We start from the raw sequence: 16,682 nt of genomic DNA, 5'->3' as shown, positions 1-16,682 counted from the left end.
TGTTTCGCCCCTGCTCCAGCACCGATTTACATACCGTCAGTCGGTATGAATGATTGCCGATGAACCACCAACTCCGGCGTCAAAATCGTCCGCCCCAATACATTGCCGTGCCATCCATCAAACTCACGCCAAATCCACCAACGCAAAACACCGAGACCAACTCGCCACCAGCAGCAAAGGAACCCACCATGCCCACCACACCGGCACAACCCTCCGAAACACAGCTTCCCGCGGCACAGCACGAAACAGAGCAACCCAACACTTCCCCCGAACCGCAACCGCAGCCGCAAGCGCAGCCAAAGGCCGCGCATCCGCTGCGCTCCCGCAATTTCATCCTGCTCGTCGCCGGGCAAGGCATCTCGCTGTTCGGCAACATGATGCTGCGCTTCGCCATGTCGATGTGGGTGCTGGACGAGACCGGCTCAGCCACCGCATTCGCATCCATCCTCGCCATATCGTTCGTGCCGATGATCCTCGGCGCCCCGTTCGGCGGCGTGTTGGCCGACCGGATGAACCGCCGCACGCTCATGGTCATCCTCGACGCGGCGTCCGCCGTGACGGTCGCGCTCGCGCTCGTCTAGTTCTCCGCCGCCGGATTCAGCATCATCGCCGTGGGCGTAATGCAGGTGGCGCTATCGCTGCTCGGTATCTTCGAGACACCGACCGTCGAATCCGCGCTGCCGCAGATGCTGCGCCAATACGGGGATGCGACGCTGAACACCAGCGCCGCGATAGTCAGTCAGGTGCAGCAGGTCAGCGCACTGATACCCAGCTTCCTCGGAGGCGCCGTGTACTCGCTCTTCGGCATCCGGCCGATGATGGCCGTCTCCGTGGCGGCATTCGCCGGCGCGGCGGCCATCGAATGCTTCATCCGGCTTGGTATGCCCGAACGCGACGAGGAGATGCCGACGCCACTCGACGACCTCAAGGCCGCTCTGCGGTTCCTGACCCGGGAAAAACCGAACCTGCTGAAAATGGTCCTGCTCGCCTCCGCGCTGAACTTCGTCGTACTCGGCTATGGCGCCGTCGGATACGCGTTCGTCATCCGCACGCAATGGGGGTTCGACGCGACCGTCTACGGCATTGCCGACGGACTGATCAGCGTCGCGGCCCTGATGGGCATGTTCATCGTGACGATGATGGCCGGACGGCTGAAAATTGGCCATATGACGAAGATCCTGACATTGCTCGGACTGACCGTCATCCCCCAAGGCGTGGCCTGCATGCTGTCTGGCGGCAACTGGACGCGGCTGATGGCGCTCGTGGCCTTCGCCTGCATCGGCGATGTCATCTGCTCATGCGCGAATATCATCGCCGTGCCCGCAATCCAAATGCGCACGCCCGATGCGATGCTCGGTAAAGTGATGGCGCTGCTGTCTGCGCTGGCCATGTGCATGCAGCCGCTCGGGCAGATGGCGTACGGCTGGGCGTTCGATCATCTCCCCGCCGCCGCGATATTCATCGCGTCAGGCGCAGTGCTCATCGCTATGGCGTTGCTGTCCGCGTCGCTGTTCGCGCACTTCGACGACTGACGACGGCGGGGCATCCTTTTCATCGACCATAATCAGTCACAGAGAAGGCCCCGATTCCTTCAGCGGAAATCGGGGCCCTACAGGCTCTCTGTACCGTTACTCGAAATCGGCACCGAGCGCGGCGAGCTTGCCGCGGAAATCCGCGTAGCCGCGGTCAATCAGCGAAATGCCATGCACATTGGACGGGCCGGACGCGGCAAGCGCCGCAATCAGATGGCTGAAACCGCCACGCAGATCCGGCACGTCGATATCGCGGCCGGTCAACGGGGTCGGTCCGAAAATCACAGCGGAATGCTTGTAGTTGCGCTGCTGGAAACGGCACGGCAGCGAGCCGAGGCACTCGCGATACAGCTGAATCGTCGCACCCATCTGCACAAGCGGCTTGGTGAAGCCGAATCGGTTCTCATACACGGTCTCGTGCACAATCGACAGGCCATTCGCCTGGGTGAGCGCCACGACCAGCGGCTGCTGCCAGTCGGTCATGAAACCGGGGTGCACATCCGTCTCGATGGCCACGGGCTTGAGGTCGCCGCCCGGATGCCAGAAACGGATGCCCCTGTCGGTCACCTCGAACTTGCCGCCGACCTTGCGGAACACGTTGAGGAACGTCATCATCTCCGGCTGCGTAGCACCCTTGACGAAAATGTCGCCGCGCGTGGCGAGCGCCGCCGACGCCCAGCTGGCGGCCTCGATGCGGTCGGTCAGCGACGTGTGCGTGAAGCCATTGAGCTCCTTGACGCCCTCGATGCGGAACGTGCGATCCACATCCACCGAAATGATCGCGCCCATCTTCTGCAGCACGGCCACCAGATCCATGATCTCGGGCTCGATTGCGGCACCCGACAGCTCGGTCTTGCCTTCGGCGAGCACGGCGGCCAGCAGCGTCTGCTCGGTCGCGCCCACGGACGGGTACGGCAGATGGATCTTCGCGCCGTGCAGGCCGTTCGGAGCGGTGATGTGAATGCCGTCCTTGTGCTCCTTGTCGACCGTGGCACCCAGCTTGCGCAGCGTTTCCAGATGGAAATCAATCGGACGGCCGCCGATCGCGCAACCTCCCAGCGCCGGGATGAACGCCTCGCCGAGACGATGCACCAGCGGGCCGGAGAACAGGATCGGAATGCGCGAAGAGCCGGACAGCGTGTCGACATCCGCCACATCGGCGAGCTGCACATGCGTCGCGTCGATGTTGACGATGCCGTTGGTGCCATCCACCTCCACATCCACGCCATGCAGGCGCAGCAGATCGGACACCACATGCACATCGCGAATCTCGGGCACGTTCTTCAGCACCGACTTGCCGGGGGCGAGCAGCGCCGCGACCATCGCCTTGCTCACGAAGTTCTTCGCGCCACGCACCTTGATCGTGCCGTTCAGCGGTTTGCCGCCGACCACATGCAGGACATCGTTCTCCGATTCCGCCATCCTCAACACTCCTATTCATTCGCCGGGCCACCCCGGACATCACATCCATTAGTTTGCCATACGGCATGTGGCGGGCACGTGAAATGCGCCGGAAGCCGATTACCATGTCGCAGCGAATGGTTCTCGATAAGAAACGTGCGAGTCCCGTCGTCGGCAAAACGAACATGATTGTATGCATATGGCCGATATTCCAACGAGTAAGCCGATGTTCGTTTTGTTCGCAAATGTGAGGAGTACTCGCACAAACGCTATTGAGAACGATTCGCTGATACAGCGGATCAGTCATCCGCCTTGATCTTGCGGGCCAGCTCGGCATCCCACATCGCGCCGGTAGCGCTCATCACCGCATCGGCGCCGGCCGCGCGGTACGCCCGGTAATCCTCTGGCGCCACGACACCGCCCACGCCGATGATCGCATAGTCAAGCCCCAGCCGCTCGCGAATCGCCGCAAGACGCGACACCATGTCAAGGCCTGCCCCGCGAATCGCGCTGCCGCACACACCGCTGCGGTCGCGCCCCTTGCCGGGCAGCGCCTGCCCGCCGTTCGCGTCGACGAGCCGGGCCGAAATCGTATTGATCGTGCTGAACGCCTGCACCGTGCCGCGGGCGGCGGTCTGACGCACCATGAGCTCCAGAGCGGCATCGTCAATCACGCGGCGATCCGGCCCCCAGCCACCCTCGACCTCGGTCGGCGGGATATATGCCAGCTTGACGATCAGAGGCCGGTCGCCGATTTCGCCCTTGACGGCCTCGGTGATGCGGCCGACCAGATGCGGGTCATGGCACAGCAGGCGATTATGACCCTCGTTCGGGCAGCTCGTGTTCATCTCCATGAGGTCGGCGCCGGTCTCGCACACCAATCGTGCGGTTGCGACATGATCCGCGATATAGTCGTCGCCGCTCATGCCCTCCACGCGCGACCCCTGGAAGCTCGGCAGCAGCACCTGCCCCGGGCCGGCCGCCGCGATGGCCCGGCGCATGTCCGGCTGCCACTCATCCGGGTCGCGGGACGGCACACCGAACGAATTCGAAATGGAAATCGGCAGGCGATAGTCCGTGTCCGCAAGTACGCCCTCATCCAGTTCGGCGCTGCCCGGCGTCAGTGAGCCGTCGGCACTGGTCGGGTGCACGGCCAACACGTTCGGGAACGGATTGCACCCCCACGCGCGCGAGCGCACGGTCTTGTACGTGGCGATGTCGAACCCCATGCGGAACGCGGCCGTGGTGAACCGCTCGTTGAGCAGCGGCCCGGCCGGAATGCCGAACGGCAGGTCAACGGGGATGCCAAGGAACGACGACTTCGCCGGCGAAGCGGCCTCGCAGGCCGGCACATCACCGCGCAGCGCCGCGGCGAACTCGCCGAACGGGCCGCGCGCATAATTATCCTCATAACTTAAGTCAACGTTGTAAAACGGCTCGAAATCACTCATGGCTCTCCAGACACTCAACCGACGCCGGACCGCTGCCGGCGCCACAAACACGACGATATATCCACTGTAAAAACAGCGGCAGACCCGCAACGCCGGGAGCATTCGCCAGGCCGTCTGCCAGGCTGGTCAGACGCCCATCATCGCGGTGACGAACGACAGTATCGTGATCGTCACATTCACGATCACGAAAATTAGGAACGCAGGCGACGTCCACCCCCAATACGTTCCCGGCGCACTGCGGTTCACCCGCCGATAGGCGCGCAATCCCCCGCCGTATTTCACCAGCACGACGATCAGGCCGATGATCGAAACACCCAAAAGTCCCAGCGTATACGCCGTGTCCCCCGCGTCGCCGAACAGGCCCGCCAGCCACGGCAGCACGCCTCCGAGCACGGCGTTGTTGAACACGTGCAGCACAATCGACCACACCAGCGAATACTCCATCGCCACGAACCCGAACAGCAAACCGCAGCCGAACGCGAACAGGCCCTGCACCACATCGTCATGGAACAGGCCGAACATCAGCGCGCTGGTCACGATGGCGAAATTCCGGCCGAGCGGCTTCAGGCCGCGCATCAGCACGCCACGGAACACCAGCTCCTCGGCGACCGGCGCGGCAAGGCCGACATACAGCCACATCCAAATGTTGGTCGAGGCCTCGCTGATGTTGTCGGATGTGGGCGATTGCAACGTAGTGCCGAACATCGAGAAGCCGAGCTGGATCAGGACGATCGCCGTCTGGATCGCCATGACCAGGATGATGAACGTCAGCAGCCACGATGGTTTCATACGCGCATGGCCGGGCTCGCCGAGCCAGAAGTCGCGACGGAATATCATCCTGCGGCGCATCGGCAGTATGAAGCCCATGCCGCCGAGCACCGTGAGCAGCATGATCACGCCGGTCAGCTGCACGAGGGCGGCGCTGAGCGACTCGGCCGTCAGCGTTCCTCGCCCCGCGGCTCCGCTCAGGCCCAGTATGATGCCGATGACGAACGAGGCCAGTACGTTCACGCCCATGAACACGCCCTGGTAGGCGAATATCAGGCCCGCGTGGCGGGTGACGGTGCCTCGCAGCCAGCGGCGGCGGGCCTTGACCGGGTCGATCGGGACGGGCTGGGCGACAGGGATGGGCGGCGCGACGGGTCGTTGCGCCGAGGAATATGGAGGATACGGAGGGTATGGAGGGTACAGCTGTGACGGATATGGCGGATACGACTGGATCGGCTGGCGCATCCCCGGCTGACCTGTTCCTGACGGAATCGGAGGCATTGGACGTGGCTCAGAAGCCGGTGCCCATTGTCCCGCCACCGGCGGCTGCGAGTGGCCGACCGGCTGAGGCCGGTTCACGGATTGCGGCGGATTCACAGGCCGTAAATACGGCAAAGGCTGCGGCGTTTCGCCGGCCGTCCATTGCATCGGCTGCTCAACTTGCTGCGGGGCGTCACCAGCAGGCATCTGGAGTTTTTCGGGGTTTCCGTCTCCAGCAGCCGGCTGCCGCTGGCCTTCCGGTTCCATCTCATCATCAGGTTGCCCATGGTCCTGTTGCCGATCGTTCATGCTCATGGTTCAACAGTACGCCGTGTATCGCCCATCAACGTCAGTGTCGACATCTCATGTGGGCCCGATATGCCTGTGGGCGACATTTTGAAGCCTTGATTGGCGATATCTCGCTTTCAAGGGGTTGATTCGAGTCCCATGGGACATCTATCTGCGTTTCAGGGGGTTGGTAGCCAAGTATGAACGCCTCCAGAACGGCATGGTTCCAATGGCGATTAGCGCTCAATACTCCAGGTATCGCGTTTCGGCACCCCCTCGAAACGTAGATAGATGTTTCGCGACCGTCGAATCAACCCCTCGAAATGCAGATAGCGTCGGATCGTAGACCTCGAATCACACTCACGATGTGGGACCACCCCCAGTCGCTTCGCGACAGCCCTTCGGGCCCTGCAGTCAAGGACGCCCGTCCTGCGGGCGCGACCTTATTCGCTCGCCGGCCGGCTCGCCTTCGCCTACGGACGGCACCACCGGCCGTAAGGCCGACTGGGGGGGGGACACCGGCAAAACACCATGTCAACGCAAAAGGCCCTCCGAAGAGGGCCTTTTGCACATTGCGGTTATTCCGGAATCACTCGGAGTCGCGGGATTCCCCCGAACCGGCGTCAGAGTCATCCGCGGCCGGAGCGGCATCATCGAACTGCACGGTCTGCGTATCAGCCGTATCAGCACCATCGGCCACCAGTCCGCTCTCGTCGGCGCCCTCGCCCTCGCCCTGCACGTGTGCGCCCGTAGCGCTCTGACGCTTCCGGGCCACGGTGACGCCCACGCCAATCGCGGCCAGCACCACGACAAGCACCACGACGATGGCGATCGACGCACCCGTGTCGGACAGCCCCTCCTGCGGCACGGCAACAACATCAGCGGCATTGGCAGCGACACCGGTCGCGCCCATGGCAGCGGCCGTCGCCACCGCGGCGACCACGCTCATCAGCTTCTTACGCACGCTCATCACGTCCTTTCCTTTACGAACATCCAAGCACCGATGGTATCGCGACGAATTGACTGTTGCGTGGGGAAAAACCTTCAGCCCAGCAGGGCGAGCAGGTCGTCCTTGGTGAGCGCGGCCATCGACCGTCCGGTGGCGGAGGACGCGGAATCCACGAACCGTTGCGCGAGGTCTGTCTTGCTGCGCTGGAGGTTGAGGATGCGCTCCTCGATCGTGTCCTTCGCCACGATCTGATACACGTTGACGTCCTGTGTCTGGCCTATGCGGTGGGCGCGATCGGTGGCCTGATCCTGCGCGGCCGCGTTCCACCACGGATCGGCGTGCACGACCACGCATGCGCCGGTCAGGTTCAGGCCCGTGTTTCCCGCCTTGAGCGAGATCAGGAACACCGGCGTCGCGTCGGCGTTGAACCGGTCCACCAGCTCCAGACGGCGTTTCTTCGGCGTCGCTCCGGTGATCATGTCGTATTCCACGCCGTCGGCCCGCAACCGTTGCGCGATCAGGTCGAGGTAGCTGGTGAACTGCGAGAAGATCAGCATCTTGCGGCCGGCATCACGGCAGGAGTCCACCAGTTCGATGATGGCGTCCAGTTTCGCGGAGCTTACGGTCTTGCGCGCCTTCGACTGTTTCACAGGCTGTTTCACGGACTGCTGTGGGTCTTTCGCGGCGGATTGCACCCCTGCGCTCAAGGCACTGGCATGCCCGTCGGCGTTCTCGTATATCAGCCGCGGGTCGCAGCATACTTGCCGCAGTCGGGTCAGCTGCGCCAGAATCTGGATTTTGCCGGTGTTGAAATCGGCCGGACGCTGGCTCAGGATGACCGAGCGCAGCTGCTGCTCCAGTGCCGCATACAGCTTGCGCTGCTCCCCCTGCAGCTGCACTGTGATGACGTTCTCGATCTTGTCGGGCAGATCCTTGAGCACCTGCGACTTAAGACGGCGCAGAATGAACGGCCCCACGAACGATTGCAGTTTCTTCTGTGCGGTCTCGTCGCCGCTCAGCACCGGCATCTCGAACCGTTCGCGGAAATGCGCGTACGAGCCGAGCATGCCGGGCATCAGGAAATCGAAGATGCTCCACAGCTCGCTCAGCCGATTCTCGATCGGAGTGCCGGTCAGGGCGAAACGATGCACTGCGGTGACGGAGCGCACGGCTTTCGACACCTTGGTAGCGGCGTTCTTGATGTACTGTGCCTCGTCGAGCGTCATGCAGTAGAACTCAAGTCCCGCATAGTCGTCGATGTCGCGCCGCAGCAGGTCATACGAGGTGACGAGCACGTCGGGAACGTCGTCGGACGCGGCCGCGGCCGATGCCGGCCTTGCGGATTCCCGCGTCGGAGACACACCGGTGTCCTGCTGTGCGGCGCGCACGCCGTCAAGCATCGCGCGACGTTCCGGTTTGGTGCCGGCGATGGCCTCCACGCGCAGCTCGGGAGTGTGCTTCGCCACCTCGGCTACCCAGTTGTACACCAGCGAGGCCGGGCAGACGATCAGATTCGGACGGTGCTCGGCCCGGGACTCCTTATGCCGCGCAAGCAGCAGCGACAGCAGCTGCACGCTCTTGCCCAAACCCATCTCGTCGGCGAGGATACCCCCGAATCCCTTGTCGCACACGGCATTGAGCCAGCGGAACCCCTCGACCTGATACGGCCTCAGCACGGAGGCCAGCGCAGCGGGAACGCGGTACGTGGACGGATCGATCACGCGCAGGCCGTCCAGGTATGCGGTGAAGCTTGCGTCCTTCGCGTCGTCGTCGACCTGATGGTCCAGATAGTACGCCTCATAGGCGGGCACCGTGATCGAGCCGGATTCCAGATCGGCGGCCCGCAGTCCCAGGTCATCCGCGATCTCGTCGACGTCGGACATATCCACGTTGCGCATGTCGACGAAGGAGCCGTTGCGCAGCCGGTGGAATCTGCGGCGCCGACGGTAGCTCGCCAGCAGGCCCGGCACGTCGTCCGGGTCGATTTCGTCGGCGATCGGCGATATCTCCACGAGCCCGGATTTCACCGAAAGGCCTATGGAGATCGTCGGGCGCGGCATGGCGGTCAGGCCGTCGAACGCGGGCGTCGCCATCACGTCGCCCAAACCGCGCAACACCGCCAATCCTTCGGTCAGCAGACGGTATATCGCCTCGTCATCGGACTCGGGGATGGCGGCCACGGCACCGGACGGGCGCGGGAAATAGTGGAGCATCGCCTCGACTGCGAGTCGCTCCATCTCCTTGTCGCGCATGGACGCGTCGACGCCGACGCCGTCGAACACGTGGTAATGCTTGTCACCATAATGAGCCTGCGCGTCGCACGTCACCCCGGCGCGGTCGCGGTCGAGGTAAAACGCGAGCCTGCAGGGCACGCGCATTTTCGCCAGCAGCTCGGGCGGCACGTCGATGATCAAGCCACCGTGCGCCGGAACTCCGGTTTCACGTCCAGCTGGCGGCACGAGCCGGTCAAAGACCGATGACGCGGCGGAACCGTCCTCCGCGTTCGGACCGGCGGATGCGCCAATGGCGTTGACCGACCGCCCGGCCTCGTTCTCCTGGCGGGAGACCAGTTGCGGCAGTACCGTGCGCACGAAACGATCCACATCACTTTCGCTCAGATACATCGCCTCGCGATCGTTTTCACCGCACAGCAGGCTCAGCAGTGCCCGTTTCTGCGCAAAATCGGCATCGCACCGGTATATCGTCGCACGATCGACGCTCAGCAGCGCTCGACCGCCCGACCCCACGCCCGCGCCCGATTCGGCTTGGGAAAACGGCCGCACGATCACGTAATGCGAGCGCTGTCCTTCAATGAATCGTTCCACGCGCTGCGCATGCCGTATCACGTAACCGGCCGCCGCCGTACTGCCGTTCGAGGCCTCGGGATCGTCGCCGCGTTCCACCGCAAGGCCGAGATCGGGATTGCCGTCCACGACTGATACGCGCATCGTCGGCGCGTAGAACCGTGCCGGAGCCGTGTATTCCACCGTGTCTTCGGTGCCGACGTACGTATCGAGCAGTTCGGCGACCTCACCGTCCGACAACGTCAGCGTCGCGTCATCCGACTGACGCCGGTAATAGTAGGAGTATGCGCTGTTGTCGTTGTTGATGACGGCGCGGATGTCCTGCGCGCGGGAGAGCACGTCGAGCAGGTTCCGCGAGCGCTCGTCAAAGGCGTCGCGCGAGTGCACGAACGCGAGCTTCTTGCCGTATGCGACGAACTCGCGGTTTTTCACGGATTGCAGCAGCGAGGCGATGTCCTTGACCACATAGGAGATGCCGCGCGACGGCACTTCGATGCGGAATTTCGCCACGCAGCTGTTCAGCGAGAAACTCAAGGAGAGCCGCAGCGACACGCTGGCGATGGGCATGAACCGCGCCGTCTGGGCTGCGCCGGCGACACCTCCGGAATCAGCCAGTCCGCCGATTTCCTTCAACAGGTCGAGCTGCCGGCTCTGCGATCTGCGGGTGCGCTCGTCGTCCTGCTGCCGCATGAACAGGTCAAGCGCGCGGGTCGTGCGCACGGCAGGTTGCCGGGGAACCAAGCCTGCGGCTCCGCGACCGATACCGTTCGTGGAGCCGTTACCGTCGTCGGCCGCGGCGAAGTCATCCGGATGTTCGTTGTACGCCATGACCAGCGCGATGACATGCTTGCACACGCCCCGGAACCGGCCGTATGCGGGGCATGTGCACGATGACTGGCCGACCTTGCCCGCGTCGGTGTCGATCGCGGCGGAGACGCGGTAATCGTCCGCGTACCGGTCGGCGCCTTTGACCAGCGCTGTCAGGCGTACGTTGGCCCGCGCGCCCGTCAGCATGGTGCCCGAGGTACGTGGCGAATCCGGCACGTTGAACGATACGGCCATGTCGTGCATACGCCCGGATTTCAGCACGTCCTTCGCACGAAAATACACGGCGTTGCCGCCGAGCCGGCGCAGTTCGGCGTCGTCGACGAAGGGCGTCAGCGGCGCGGCACCGGCAGTGTCGTCTGCCATGTCGGCGTACGAGCCGCGAGCGCCGTACGTGATGCCGTCATCGTCGGCATCACCGTCGGAGAAGTCGCGGTACTGGCCACCGCCGGAGCGGGAACCATACACGGACGCATGCCAATCCATCAATGCCCCTTCCGTTGCAGCGGGCGACAATCACGCCCGTGCATGCCATCATGACCGGCCAACATCCCGGTCGATATACGGATACGACATTAACAGGTTTCACTCCGCTCAACCAACACCGGCGCAAAGGCATCGCTGGCTGAGGCTGGCCCGATCGGTCAGATGATGCCGCGGTCGCTCAGCGGGCCCGCCCAGTCGCTCTCTTCGGGCTCGCGGGCGGACTGGATGGGTTCCTCGGCCCAATGCTTGGCGGGGATGGTCTTGGGCTTGAACGGGAACTTCTCGGCGCGCATCTTCTCGTAGGCGGCGATGTCGTCCTCATGCTGCAACGTCAGGTCGATGTCGTCGTAGCCGTTCATCAGGCGCCAGCGCACGTAATCGCCGACCTCGAACGGCAACGTCACGTCGCCGCAGGTGACGGTGCGCTGCTCAAGGTCTACGGTCATCTGACGACCGGGCTCCTCGTCCAGCAGCTTCCACAGGAGTTCGACGGACTCCTGCGGCATGATGGCCGCCAGCACGCCGTTCTTGGCGGTGTTGCCGTAGAAAATGTCGGCGAAGCTCGGCGCGATCACCACGCGGAAACCGTAATCGTGCAGCGCCCACACCGCGTGCTCGCGCGATGAGCCGATGCCGAATTCGGGGCCGGCCACGAGAATCTGCCCCTTGCCGGCATATTCCGGCTGGTTCAGCACGAAATTCGGGTCGCGGCGCCAGGCGTAGAACAGCGCGTCATCGAAACCGGACTTGGTCACGCGCTTCAGGAACACCGCGGGGATGATCTGGTCGGTGTCGACGTTGGAGCGGCGCAGCGGCACGCCCACGCCGGTCAATGTGGTGAGTTTTTCCATGGATATCAGGCTTTCAATTCTTGCCCCCGCTGGCGGGGGCTGTCGGCTTTGCTGACTGGGGGGGGTGGCGCCAGTGCGCGGCACTCCGACCCACCCTCAGTCAGTCTTCGACTGACAGCTGCTGCCAGCGGGAGCCAGTGTGCAGTATTTACAGGTCGGCGGGCGACGAGATCGTGCCGCGAATGGCGGTCGCGGCGGCAACGGCGGGCGACGCGAGATGCGTGCGCGAGCCCTTGCCCTGGCGTCCTTCGAAGTTGCGGTTCGATGTGGAGATGGAGCGCTCACCCGGCACCAGCTTGTCCGGGTTCATGCCCAGGCACATCGAGCAGCCGGCGTTGCGCCATTCGGCGCCGAAGTCCTCGAACACCTTGTCGAGTCCTTCCTTCTCCGCTTGCAGGCGCACGCGCGAGGACGCGGGCACGACGAGCACGCGGTGGATGTTCTCGGCCTTGTGGTGTCCCTTCATGATCGAGGCGGCCTGGCGCAGGTCGTCGATGCGGCCGTTGGTGCACGAGCCGATGAACACGGTGTCCACGGCGATGTCCTTGATCGGCATGCCGGGCTTGAGTCCCATGTAGGTCAGCGCCCGCTCGGCGGCGGCGCGCTTGGTGGCGTCGGCGATCTTGTCGGGCTCCGGCACGTTCGCGGTGATTGGCAGGCCCTGGCCGGGGTTGGTTCCCCACGTCACGAAGGGGCCGAGCTTGGTCGCGTCGATGTCCACGACCTTGTCGAACACGGCGTCGTCATCGGTCTTGAGCGTCTTCCAGTAGGCGACGGCCTGATCCCACAGCTCGCCTTCGGGCGCGTGCGGACGGCCCTTGAGGTATTCGAACGTGGTCTCGTCCGGCGCGATCATGCCGGCGCGGGCGCCCGCCTCGATGGACATGTTGCACACGGTCATGCGTTCGTCCATCGTGAGGTTGCGGATCGCCTCGCCGCGGTATTCGATGACGTAGCCCTGACCGCCGCCGGTGCCGATCTTCGCGATGATCGCCAGAATAATGTCCTTGGCGGTGGCGTCCGCCGGCAGCTTGCCGTTCACGTTGATCGCCATCGTCTTGAACGGCTTGAGGCTCAGCGTCTGCGTCGCCATCACGTGCTCGACCTCGGAGGTGCCGATGCCGAACGCGAGCGCGCCGAACGCGCCGTGCGTGGACGTGTGGGAGTCGCCGCACACGATGGTCATGCCCGGCTGGGTCAGGCCCAGAATCGGGGCGAACGCGTGGACGATGCCCTGATCGGCGTCGCCCAGCGGGTGCAGCCGCACGCCGAACTCCTTGCAGTTCTTTTCCAGCGTGCTCAGCTGCAGGGCGGATGTCTTGTCCGGGTTCGGGCGGTCGATGTCGACCGTCGGCGTGTTGTGATCCTCTGTGGCGATCAGCTGATCGACGTGACGCGGCTTGCGCCCGGCTAGGCGTAGACCCTCAAACGCCTGCGGGCTCGTTACTTCATGCATGAGCATCAGGTCGATGTACAGCAAATCGGGTGCGCCGTCGCTCCCCTGCCGCACCAGATGGTCGGCCCAGACTTTCTCGGCCAATGTGGTTCCCATTCGGGACCTCCTCAAATTTCCTCGCGCAAGGTATTGCCCTCACGCTTTTTATGTGGTAATAAGCGTATGGGCAAGGGCACGTCGAGAACTTCCCTAGGCCGATATATGAGATAAATACATGGCCATAAAACGGCGAAAACACGGCAATGCTTGAATTATTTTTGTTTTTTGCGGTTCTTGTCGCAAATATCGCGACATTACCGGCCTGCCATTAACAGAAAAGCGCCCACGTTACTTTTGCATTTCATTATGTGAGATGGCATAATGCTTCATTATGACTTCTCTGACGCAACCACTGGCCACAAGCATGGCCGATGAACGACAGCGTGCCGGCGACGAGATGCATGACGACGGCACCGTGACCAGCACCATGGCAGCGGACGCCATCGAGTACACCATCAGCGGAGAGATCCATTCCGGCGTCGGTGTACTCGACAAAACCGTGAAGATTTTGGACGCGCTGGAATCCGGTCCCGCGACTCTCGGACAGCTGGTGTCGGCCACCGGCCTGGCGCGACCGACCGCCCACCGTCTGGCTATCGCGTTGGAGCGCCACCGCTTCGTGCTGCGCGATCAGCACGGACGATTCGTGCTTGGCTCGCGTTTCGCCGAGCTTGCCGCCGCAGCGGGCGAGGATCGTCTGCTGACCGCGGCGGGGCCGATTCTGCAGACACTGCTTGACCGGACCGGCGAATCCGCGCAAATCTACCGCCGTCAGGGCGATCAGCGCGTGTGCATCGCCGCGGTGGAACGCGCCAGCGGCCTGCGCGATTCGATTCCCGTGGGCGCGATGCTGTCGATGGAGGCCGGGTCGGCCGCGCAGATTCTGCTCGCCTGGGAAGATTCCGAACGGCTGCATCAGGGGCTGAGGCACGCCAAGTTCACCGCCGCGAAGCTCGCCGCCGTGCGCAAGCGCGGTTGGTCCGAATCGGTGAACGAGCGCGAAGAGGGCGTCTGCTCCATCTCCGCGCCGATCCGCAACGCCTCCGGTCAGGTCATCGCCGCGATTTCCATTTCCGGCCCGTCAGGCCGTATGGGCAACTCGCCCGGGCGCCGTTACGCCCCGCTGGTCATGGCCGCCGGCAAATACCTGACCGACGCCCTGCTCAAGGCCAGCTCCGTTCGCTGACGGCGCCGGCGACGGACGGGCGCAGAGCCCAGCAGGCTGTCGAGCGCCCCCGCCAAGGAGCGCCCCCGCTGTCGAGCGCTCCTTGGCATCAGACAATGCCTGACGACTCAGCCCGTCAGCGGGGGCGTCCCTTTTTGCTCAGATCTTCTTCAATGCGGCGGCGACCCCGGCGAGCAGGCCGGGTTTCCTCAGCAGATTGACGCCATCGGCGGCGTTCGACTGCCCTTCGACCGCATAGGTGTACGCCTTGTTGGAGCTCGGTTTTCCGACCAGCTCGCCGAATGTCAGCAGCTGCGTCCGCGGGCTGTACGGGTGGCGGATGTCGAACTCGAACAGTCTTGCCGCACGATTCGCCGCGGCCGGTCCGTACGAGCCGAATCCGCAGGTCGGCGTCGCCACCAGCATCATCCCGTTGAGCGAGCCGACGAAACCGTTGCGATGGTCATGGCCCACAACCACTCCTATATATCCGTCCGTGTCGCGCAGTGCGGCGAACTCGCCGCAATCCTCGTCAGGACAGCTCACGCCTTCGCCCAGATAGCCGCCCGGGAGCGTCCGGTCATCATCGAGCACGTAATACTGCGCATCGTACTTGCGATACCCCTGTATGGCGTTATCGGCGTTCGCCGGCATGGCCTTCAGCACGTCATAAAACTGCGGCAACGGCATATGCTGGAACACCAGGGAGCGGACGCCGAGCCACCGCGGCACGTCGTGCACGAAACGCAGCGCGGCGTCGCTCGGCCGGCCATAGCCGCCCTCCCGTGCGTAATCGCCGGAATTGAGCACCACCAGACCCAGCACGGCACGTTGGCGATCCTGATCCAGGACAGGCATTGCGAACGTGCCGGGCTCGCATGCGGCCACTGGCTGATCCGGCAAACCGGATGACGGCACCGAACGCACCAGGAAGCCGGGATTCGCGGCGGAATCGTCCATATTGCACGGCGGGTTGATGCACCCCGGGAACTCACGGTACAGCGCGTCCAGCTCGGCCGGGCTCAGCCCGCACTGCGCATCATGGTTGCCGTAGGTGACGGCGAATGGTATGCCGCGGTCGATCAGCGGCTGCAGGAACGCACTGATGCCGGCACGCACCTTGGCCCGCGTGCGCTCGATCTTGCCGCGCCGCGCCGGCTCCCACTGCCGCTTGCGGAACGTGTCGCAGTACGCGTCGTCGTATCCGGCGATCTGGTTGCCGGTGAATATGACGACGTCGGGGCGCGCGGCGTCCAGCGACGCCTCGATCAGCCGGATGGTGTCTTTGGAGACCTTCGGACCATCCTGTATGTCCGCCAGCTGCAACACGCGGAACTTGCCGGAACGGTGGAACTGGAGACGTCCCAGACGCGCCGAGATGGACACCGGGCGCTCGTCATCGGGGCCGCTAGCGGATGCCGGCGCTGCAATCTGGTTGAAATCCGTCATAACTCACAGCGTAGTACATACCACCTTGACCGTGCCTGACAGCACCATGGCGTGTCTTGAGCGGGCCGGGACACTGAATTACGGGTTGAAATCGCCGTTCTTGGCAATTCCCCGTGTGAAATCGCCGTTTTAAGGTTCAAAAACGGCGATTTCACACGGGGAATAGTAGATTTCGGCGATTTCAACCCGTATTTTGGACGGATCCGGCCTATAGGCCACGAATCCGCCGGCTGAATGCGCCGGGAAACAAAAAAGCCCTCGCTTCCGCGAGAGCTTCATTCGCTGGGATGCCTGGACTCGAACCAAGAATGGCTGAACCAGAATCAGCTGTGTTGCCAATTACACCACATCCCAATTTGGCTAGATGCTGTAACCGATTGGGATTATAGCACCTTCGTACCCCCAACCGGATTTGAACCGGTGTTGGCGCCGTGAGAGGGCGTAGTCCTAGACCGCTAGACGATGGGGGCTTGAGTTATCCGCTGTGCGGCGTGCCGCGCAACAGATGAAAACTATACGGCAATATCCAGCCCACTGCAACTCACGGCGTGTCGCGAGGATTTCCAACGGTTTTGGGACGGGCTCTTGACCACCGACGAAATCCGATAGACTCCAAAAATATCCCAACCAATCCAGTCAACAAAAGCGTTATGCGGTAACATCGAACGAGACGGCACGATGCAGATACGTTAGGCTGCATCTCCACCGACCATCATCGAGGATGGCGAAACGGCTCAC

9 protein-coding genes, 2 tRNA genes and 1 pseudogene are annotated in these 16,682 nt (G+C 63.5%); 2 read left to right on the top strand and 10 right to left on the bottom strand.

All coding sequences use genetic code 11. The features are described from left to right. The first annotated feature begins 188 nt into the window (after positions 1-188). Positions 189-1,532 (top strand): annotated as a pseudogene (locus tag BBBF_RS01120) (MFS transporter). 96 nt (positions 1,533-1,628) lie between these two features. Here the strand turns inward: BBBF_RS01120 and murA are convergent. The 7 genes from murA to leuC all read right to left on the bottom strand — a co-directional run bounded on the left by murA (position 1,629) and on the right by leuC (position 13,387). Next, positions 1,629-2,954 carry a UDP-N-acetylglucosamine 1-carboxyvinyltransferase gene (gene murA / locus BBBF_RS01115; protein WP_003811644.1) on the bottom strand — a complete coding sequence of 442 codons (1,326 nt, stop codon included), beginning with the start codon at positions 2,952-2,954 and terminating at the stop codon, positions 1,629-1,631. Positions 2,955-3,232: 278 nt separating this feature from the next. After that, positions 3,233-4,384, bottom strand: coding sequence for a beta/alpha barrel domain-containing protein (locus BBBF_RS01110; RefSeq protein WP_021648487.1), 1,152 nt, complete (start codon positions 4,382-4,384; stop codon positions 3,233-3,235). A 126-nt stretch (positions 4,385-4,510) separates the two neighbouring features. Continuing rightward, the gene (locus BBBF_RS01105; protein WP_021648486.1) at positions 4,511-5,617 is read right to left on the bottom strand and encodes a CPBP family intramembrane glutamic endopeptidase; all 1,107 of its coding nucleotides are present in this window, start codon (positions 5,615-5,617) and stop codon (positions 4,511-4,513) included. A gap of 892 nt (positions 5,618-6,509) precedes the next feature. After that, on the bottom strand, positions 6,510-6,890 hold the full coding sequence (locus BBBF_RS01100) for a hypothetical protein (RefSeq protein WP_003817542.1): 381 nt from the start codon (positions 6,888-6,890) through the stop codon (positions 6,510-6,512). A 74-nt stretch (positions 6,891-6,964) separates the two neighbouring features. Next, on the bottom strand, positions 6,965-10,984 hold the full coding sequence (locus BBBF_RS01095; protein WP_021648483.1) for a DEAD/DEAH box helicase: 4,020 nt from the start codon (positions 10,982-10,984) through the stop codon (positions 6,965-6,967). A 158-nt stretch (positions 10,985-11,142) separates the two neighbouring features. Next, complete coding sequence (leuD, locus tag BBBF_RS01090) at positions 11,143-11,835, bottom strand: 3-isopropylmalate dehydratase small subunit (protein WP_003817545.1); 693 nt, start codon at positions 11,833-11,835, stop codon at positions 11,143-11,145. Positions 11,836-11,983: 148 nt separating this feature from the next. Beyond that, entirely contained in the window at positions 11,984-13,387 is a 1,404-nt protein-coding gene (leuC, locus tag BBBF_RS01085; protein WP_003811629.1) for a 3-isopropylmalate dehydratase large subunit, read from the bottom strand. A 370-nt stretch (positions 13,388-13,757) separates the two neighbouring features. Here leuC and BBBF_RS01080 point away from each other — a divergent pair, with 370 nt between their 5' ends. Continuing rightward, positions 13,758-14,516, top strand: a complete 759-nt coding sequence (locus BBBF_RS01080) for an IclR family transcriptional regulator (protein WP_047298685.1) — start codon at positions 13,758-13,760, stop codon at positions 14,514-14,516. A gap of 138 nt (positions 14,517-14,654) precedes the next feature. Here BBBF_RS01080 and BBBF_RS01075 read toward each other — a convergent pair whose 3' ends face one another. The 3 genes from BBBF_RS01075 to BBBF_RS01065 all read right to left on the bottom strand — a co-directional run bounded on the left by BBBF_RS01075 (position 14,655) and on the right by BBBF_RS01065 (position 16,414). Then, complete coding sequence (locus BBBF_RS01075) at positions 14,655-15,944, bottom strand: metallophosphoesterase family protein (RefSeq protein ID WP_021648481.1); 1,290 nt, start codon at positions 15,942-15,944, stop codon at positions 14,655-14,657. A 282-nt stretch (positions 15,945-16,226) separates the two neighbouring features. Further along, positions 16,227-16,298, bottom strand: a tRNA-Gln gene (locus BBBF_RS01070). A gap of 43 nt (positions 16,299-16,341) precedes the next feature. Then, positions 16,342-16,414, bottom strand: a tRNA-Glu gene (locus BBBF_RS01065). Between the last annotated feature and the right edge of the window lie 268 nt (positions 16,415-16,682).

The organism is Bifidobacterium bifidum ATCC 29521 = JCM 1255 = DSM 20456 (assembly GCF_001025135.1).
Taxonomy (GTDB): Bacteria; Actinomycetota; Actinomycetes; order Actinomycetales; family Bifidobacteriaceae; genus Bifidobacterium; species Bifidobacterium bifidum.
This window is presented reverse-complemented; position numbering and strand designations above follow the sequence as displayed.